The following is a 5821-nucleotide window of genomic DNA, read 5'->3' as shown; positions in this document are numbered from 1 at the left end:
TTCGCTCGACTTGCATGTATTAGGCACGCCGCCAGCGTTCATCCTGAGCCAGGATCAAACTCTCCAATAAAGTTAGTTTGTCTAGCATCTAAAATAAAAATTGACGTTTCACGTTGTTTGTTTCGTTCAGTTTTCAAAGAACTTCTTGGTCGCTCATTTGCGACTTCCTTATGTTAACATTTTCATCTTTCAATGTCAACTAAGTTTTTCATTTCGTTTGTCGCTTGCGACGTTATTGTCATCGGCGACTTGTTCTATATTACACCTCTAAAGTATAATCGTCAACACCTTTTTATAAAGAACTTCAATTTAATATTTTTATGCTCTTTTAGCTAGATACGTCTCTATAGGATTTCATTATCGGAGCACACCTTCTGCTTCTCTTTAATTTATTTTTCCAAATATATTCAAGTTAATTTGAACTCTAGACTTAACTTGTGTGGACGTTTTCCTCCAACAAAACTAGTAACCTTATTTTAACAAATACTAGTATATAATTAGAGAGTTGTTGTACTATCAATAAAACTCTATTAGAAGCAGGTGAAGATATGAAAGATATACGTATCCTTATAGCAGACGACGATAAAGAAATCCGAAATTTATTAAAAATATATTTAGAACGAGAATTATACATGGTAGACACTGCAATCAACGGCGAAGAAGCCTTGCATTTATTTAATCAAAATAAATATAACCTCGTTATATTAGATCTTATGATGCCCAAAATAGATGGAATCGAGGTATGTAAAAAACTTAGAGATAAAACTAACATACCTATATTAATGCTCACAGCTAAAGATCACGAAGTTGATAAAATTTTAGGTTTAAGCATTGGTGCTGATGATTATATTACGAAACCTTTCAGCATTCACGAAGTAATTGCACGAGTAAAAGCTCTTATGCGACGTTTTTTAGTTCTCGGAAGTAACAATACTGTTCAAGAAAAAACTACTTTATCTTTTAAAGGACTAACTATCAATTTAAATACATACACAGTTCATACAAACAAAGAAGAAATCAGCTTAACCGGAAAAGAATTGGAACTGTTAAAATTCTTTACTTCAAACCCAGGGCAAGTATTTACAAAAACACAGCTCTTCCGAAATGTGTGGGACGATAATTATATAGAAGATGACAATACCGTTATGGTACATATTCGAAAACTTAGAAAGAAAATAGAAATTGACCCTTCCAATCCAAAATTCATTCAGACTATATGGGGAATTGGTTATAAGTTTGTAGGTGAAAAGCTTGAAGACTGATAAAACCCTCTTCCTTATTTCATTACAACTTATCATTTGTGGGATTTTAAACATACAAATGGGCCCAAGAGTAAAAATGTCTTTATTTATTATCCTTATCTTAATTACAATTTATCTCTTCTTTTCAAGAATACAATTCATTCAACATCGTAAAGCAATGGATACTAAATTAAGTCGTGTACTAAAAGGAAACTTACAAACGAGATTATTCACAAGCAATGACCACTCATTACATAATATCGTTTTTTCAATAAACGAGCTAATAGCTAAATTAGAGCAGGTTCAGATTGAAGCCAAAAGATCCGAGGAATCCAGAAAACAACTTTTGTCTAGTATCTCCCACGATATACGAACACCACTCACCTCCATTATCGGATATATAGATGCTTTGAAAGACGGAGTTGCTGCTTCTGAAATAGAAAAACAAGAATATCTTAAAATACTCTATATGAAATCAAATAACTTAAAGCACCTAGTTGATGAAATATTCAATATGGCGAAGCTAGACGCTAATGAATTTCCACTAAAAGAAGAAGAACTCGACTTTTCTGAAGTTACTAGAGAAGTTTTGATTGAATTTTTACCTGAGCTCTCAAAACATAACATCGAACTGCAAATTCTCATACCAGAGTCTACTTGTCCTATCATCGCAGATCATCTAAGCATTATGCGGATTATCGGTAACTTAATGAAAAATGCAATTTATTACGGAAAGGATGGGAAAACAATAGGAGTCGAACTGCTAGAAGCTGATGCAGAATACAAACTTCATATTTGGGATCAAGGCCCTGGTATTCCAAAACATGATTTACAAAACATATTTGAGCGAATGTACCGAAGCGAACAATCAAGAAACTCTTCATTTGGTGGTAGCGGTCTCGGACTCTCTATTTCTAAAGCACTCGTTGAAAAAAATGGTGGGCATATATGGGTTGAAAGTACTCCATGGAAACGAACTACTTTTGGCTTTTCTATTCCAAAACACAATACTTTTAAGAAATAGTTAAGAAATGATTAATATGCAGTTAAGCCTTCCTTTTTATGATGTAAGTAAGAACTTATAGAAAGCAGGTGTCTCCTATAAATACAATTATAAAAACGACTAACCTTACTAAAGTATATGGCAATCAAAAATCAGTAGATAATTTAAATATTAATGTTCAACAAGGAGAGATTTATGGCTTCATAGGCCGCAACGGTGCTGGTAAAACAACAACCATTCGTATGCTGCTTAGTCTTATAAAACCTACAAGTGGAACGATTGAAATATTCGGAGAGAACTTATTCCAAAATCAAAAAGATATTTTAAGCAGAATTGGTTCTATAGTTGAAGTTCCAGGATTTTATGAAAACTTAACTGCAAAAGAAAACCTACTAATTAATGCAAAGATAATTGGGGTTCACAAAAAGAATGCTATCGAAGAAGCATTAGAAATAGTAGGCTTGCAGCATGAGACAAAAAAGTTAGTAGGAAAGTATTCTTTAGGAATGAAGCAACGCTTAGGAATTGCACGCGCTCTTCTCCATTATCCTGAGCTACTCATATTAGATGAACCAACTAACGGACTAGACCCTATTGGTATTAAAGAAATACGAAAACTTATTCATTCTTTAGCTCAAGAAAGAAATATAACAATACTCATTTCTAGTCACATATTAGCCGAGATAGAACAGTTGGTCGATCGTATCGGAATTATTCATGAAGGAAAGTTACTAGAAGAGGTTTCTCTTGATACGCTGCGCAAAGCAAACCGTAAGTACATAGAGTTTCAAGTGAATAATGACGATAAAGCTGTGATGTTATTAGAAAATCATCTTCAAATTTTTGATTATGAAGTACATGATGAAGGAAATATTCGTATTTACTCTCATTTTGGACAACAAGGATACATAAACAGAACGTTTGTTCTTAACGATATTGAAGTATTAAAAATGATGATAAGCGAAGATAGACTAGAAGATTATTTCACCAAACTAGTTGGAGGTGGAACAATTGGTTAATCTACTCTATACAGAACTCTTAAAACTAAAACGCTCTAATATGTTTTTAATTAGCATTATTGGTGCTGGTGTCGCACCTTTCTTAGTTGTAGTAGCCTCTTATATACATATAAAAACAAAACAGCCTACTCCAACTATTTGGTTCCATCAATTATTCACTGACGTTAACTTATATACTACTTTAGTTATAGGATTCCCCTTATATGGAGTAGTGGTTGCATATTTGCTTACCCGTGAATATGCAGAAGATACACTGAAAAATTTACTAACTATCCCCGTGTCGCGCATTAGCTTTATTATAAGTAAATTCATCATTCTCTTTCTTTGGATTATGATGCTAACTTTAGTCGCTTGGGCACTTACTTTAATATTAGGGCTATTGGGGAACTTCCCTGGCTTTAACATTTCTTTACTTTTAGGTTCTTTCCTAGAATTTTTAATATGTGGTGGACTTCTCTTTCTATTGTCTTCACCTATTGTGCTACTAACTCTTGTAATGAAGAGCTATGTACCGCCCATTATATTAACAGTCATTATTACAATGACTAATCTTATGCTCGTAAACTCCAAGCATAAAGATTTATTCCCGTGGACCGCTACTCTAGATATCGCAAATAACGAATTACAACCGACATATCCACCAGAGTATTCTTATATCATCATTGCAGTAACGACAATTTCCGGATTTATTGCAACACTATTCTATTTTAAAAAAGTAGACATTCATTAATTTGTAGGAGTGAAACTATGAGCGATATCATTATTGCCTTCATACTCGGTATTGTAGAAGGATTAGCTGAATTTTTACCTATATCCTCTACTGGCCATCTTATATTAGTCGGGCATTTATTAGGCTTTGAGGGAGAAAGAGCGAAAACGTTTGAAATTGTTATTCAGCTAGGCGCAATTTTAGCCATTGCAATTTTATATCATAAACGTCTCGTTTCTTTATGTAATATTAAGCCTCTTCTACAGAAAGAAAAAAAATTCAACGCGTTCCATGTATTTCTTGGCGTATTTCCGGCAGTGGTTGCTGGTTTGCTACTACATGATATTATTAAAACATACTTATTCCAGCCATACACTGTTGTGATTGGACTTGTAGCAGGTGCAATTCTTATGCTCTTTGCAGAAGTAAAAAAGAAAGAGGCAGCAGCCTATTCACTGGACGATTTAACATACCGCCAAGCTTTAACAATCGGATTATTTCAGTGCTTAGCAGTATACCCTGGCTTCTCTAGAGCTGGCTCTACTATCTCTGGAGGTCTATTAGCAAAAGTAAATTATAAGACTGCATCTGAATTCTCTTTTCTAATAGCTCTTCCTGTAATGATTGGGGCTACAGGCTTAGACTTACTAAAAAGTTGGAAGTATTTAAGTGTCGATGACATCCCTATGTTTGCGGTAGGATTCATTACCTCTTTTATAGTAGCGATGCTAGCGGTAGTAACTTTTCTAAAGCTTTTAGAGAAGATAGGTTTAAAACCTTTTGCGTACTATCGTATTTTGTTGGCTATCTTATTTACGCTTTTCGTATTGCTATAGATTCATATAAGTCACATATTATTAAACTGATATTCAATTTAGAATATCAGTTTTTTCATCTATTTTAACTCTAGTATTACTCACTTCAATATGGCATAGTGATAATAAACTACCATTCATAATCTGAACGTTCTTTAAGTAACTACATCCTTTATCATAAAATGCAATTGGAAAATTAAAGATTCCATATATGTACAGAACATATTTACAAACTATATTCACTCCACATAGTATCTTTTTAATTTGCAACACACCGCTACAACTTTTAAATGAGTACAAAGACATACTAAATAAGTAAGTAAATTTCCTAGGAATTATAAAGAGACTAAATATGAATTAGAGTGAGGTAACGATAAAAATGAATCAATTAGCACAGACATATTGGGATACTTATTGGGGAAACAACAAAAAACCAGAATCTGTTACAGCTTGGCAATTTGGGGATGCCCCTAATTATCTTGCACAACTAGTAATTGACGGTATTAAAACCGCTACATGCTCCGGTCACATTTTTTATGAATTAGAACATGAATCACTACCGACTACTATTGATTATAGTATTATACTCAATAGTAATGATGAACCTGTAGCTATTATTAAGACAATAGAAGTAACTGTAACACCAATGAATGAAGTAAGCGAAGAATTCGCTATCGCTGAAGGCGAAGGAGATCGTACTTATAATTACTGGAGAGACACCCATGTTCGTTTTTTTACAAAGGAACTAAATGAGCTTGGTCTTAATTTCTCTGAAGATATGTTACTCGTCTGTGAGCGTTTTGAACTTGTTGATGTGAACAATAAAGTGGAATTTTAATAAACTGAGATTTACCAGCCATTCTTATTTTTATAAAACACAAAAAAGACGAGTCATTCTGACTCGTCTTAAAGTTGCTTGGCGACGTCCTACTCTCACAGGGACAAGGTCCCAACTACCATCGGCGCTAGAGAGCTTAACTTCCGTGTTCGGTATGGGAACGGGTGTGACCTCTCTGCCATCATCACCAAACTAT

6 protein-coding genes and 2 rRNA genes are annotated in these 5821 nt (G+C 33.9%); 6 read left to right on the top strand and 2 right to left on the bottom strand.

Features of this window, described 5'->3' with window-relative positions; all coding sequences use genetic code 11:
• Positions 1-70, bottom strand: a 16S ribosomal RNA gene (locus tag EBQ15_RS30755); the annotation flags it as partial.
• Between the two features lie 478 nt (positions 71-548).
• On the opposite strand from EBQ15_RS30755, the gene EBQ15_RS30750 reads away from it, so the two are divergent.
• From EBQ15_RS30750 to EBQ15_RS30720, 6 genes are all read left to right on the top strand, one after another.
• Positions 549-1262, top strand: coding sequence for a response regulator transcription factor (locus tag EBQ15_RS30750; protein WP_000651989.1), 714 nt, complete (start codon positions 549-551; stop codon positions 1260-1262).
• Positions 1252-2265, top strand: coding sequence for a sensor histidine kinase (locus EBQ15_RS30745; RefSeq protein WP_000845337.1), 1014 nt, complete (start codon positions 1252-1254; stop codon positions 2263-2265). The genes EBQ15_RS30750 and EBQ15_RS30745 overlap by 11 nt, the downstream gene beginning before the upstream one ends.
• Before the next feature lie 68 nt (positions 2266-2333).
• Positions 2334-3263 (top strand): ABC transporter ATP-binding protein, encoded by a 930-nt coding sequence (locus EBQ15_RS30740; protein ID WP_000074577.1) that lies wholly within the window; start codon positions 2334-2336, stop codon positions 3261-3263.
• A complete protein-coding gene (locus tag EBQ15_RS30735; RefSeq protein ID WP_000247716.1) occupies positions 3256-3993 on the top strand; it encodes an ABC transporter permease in 738 nt (245 codons plus the stop codon). The genes EBQ15_RS30740 and EBQ15_RS30735 overlap by 8 nt, the downstream gene beginning before the upstream one ends.
• A 17-nt stretch (positions 3994-4010) precedes the next feature.
• A complete protein-coding gene (gene uppP / locus EBQ15_RS30730; RefSeq protein WP_001279960.1) occupies positions 4011-4808 on the top strand; it encodes an undecaprenyl-diphosphate phosphatase UppP in 798 nt (265 codons plus the stop codon).
• A 358-nt stretch (positions 4809-5166) separates the two neighbouring features.
• Positions 5167-5625 (top strand): ASCH domain-containing protein, encoded by a 459-nt coding sequence (locus EBQ15_RS30720; RefSeq protein ID WP_001072417.1) that lies wholly within the window; start codon positions 5167-5169, stop codon positions 5623-5625.
• 76 nt (positions 5626-5701) lie between these two features.
• Here EBQ15_RS30720 and rrf read toward each other — a convergent pair.
• Positions 5702-5817 (bottom strand): 5S ribosomal RNA (rrf, locus tag EBQ15_RS30715).
• Between the last annotated feature and the right edge of the window lie 4 nt (positions 5818-5821).

It is taken from the genome of Bacillus sp. 2D03 (assembly GCF_003946765.1).
In the GTDB taxonomy this organism is placed as follows: Bacteria; Bacillota; Bacilli; order Bacillales; family Bacillaceae_G; genus Bacillus_A; species Bacillus_A cereus.
This window is presented reverse-complemented; position numbering and strand designations above follow the sequence as displayed.

Bases quoted from the DNA above. Each gene is read 5' to 3' on its own strand.
- uppP (WP_001279960.1), top strand. From the start codon at position 4,011: ATGAGCGATATCATTATTGCCTTCATACTCGGTATTGTAGAAGGATTA.
- EBQ15_RS30750 (WP_000651989.1), top strand. From the start codon at position 549: ATGAAAGATATACGTATCCTTATAGCAGACGACGATAAAGAAATCCGA.
- EBQ15_RS30720 (WP_001072417.1), top strand. From the start codon at position 5,167: ATGAATCAATTAGCACAGACATATTGGGATACTTATTGGGGAAACAAC.